This is a genomic window from Acinetobacter sichuanensis (genome assembly GCF_003024515.2).
Classification (GTDB): domain Bacteria; phylum Pseudomonadota; class Gammaproteobacteria; order Pseudomonadales; family Moraxellaceae; genus Acinetobacter; species Acinetobacter sichuanensis.
The window spans coordinates 1-613 of sequence record NZ_PYIX02000210.1 but is presented as its reverse complement, the minus strand read 5'-3'; the positions used below and the strand labels follow the sequence as shown (position 1 = coordinate 613).

1 protein-coding gene and 1 pseudogene are annotated in these 613 nt (G+C 43.1%); both read right to left on the bottom strand.

What is annotated here, in order from left to right:
- Nucleotides 1-117: pseudogene (locus tag C9E89_RS23080) on the bottom strand (2-methylcitrate synthase); the annotation flags it as partial.
- Between the two features lie 3 nt (nt 118-120).
- Nucleotides 121-613, bottom strand: a 493-nt coding sequence (locus C9E89_RS23075) for an isocitrate lyase/phosphoenolpyruvate mutase family protein (protein ID WP_171405223.1), incomplete at its 5' end; no start/stop codon positions are given.

The following is a 613-nucleotide window of genomic DNA, read 5'->3' as shown; positions in this document are numbered from 1 at the left end:
TACATCGTATCCACGATAAGTTAAGCCTGCACCGCTTTTACCCACGGTTGATAATGCTGTTTTACCTGCAACTTGCCCACGCAGTCCTGCGCCTGTCAGTATTTTACCTTCAGCCATTTTTTATTTTCCTTCAGTGAATAATTTGTCTAATGTATTTTCAAAAGTGTGATAATCAAGGAATTCGTAAAGTTCTTTACGTTGTTGCATTTTATCCAGTACGTTTACTTGTGTACCATCTTTACGAATCGCTTGGAAGACTTCAAGTGCCGCTTTTTGCATCGCACGCGTTGCTGACAGAGGGTAAAGCACCATTGAAATGCCTTGTTCGCCCAATTCTTCAGTGGTGTAATAAGGCGTATCACCAAATTCTGTAATATTTGCCAATACAGGTACACCGACTGCATCGCAGACTGTTTTATACATGGTGATGTCTGTCATGGCTTCGGCAAAGATGGCATCTGCGCCTGCTTCTACGCATGCACATGCACGGTCGATCACAGCTTGTAAGCCTTCTTTTTGTAATGCATCAGTACGTGCCATCACCACAAAGTTTGAATCTGTTTTTGCATCAACTGCCGCTTTGATACGGTCGACCATTTCTTGTTGAGTCACG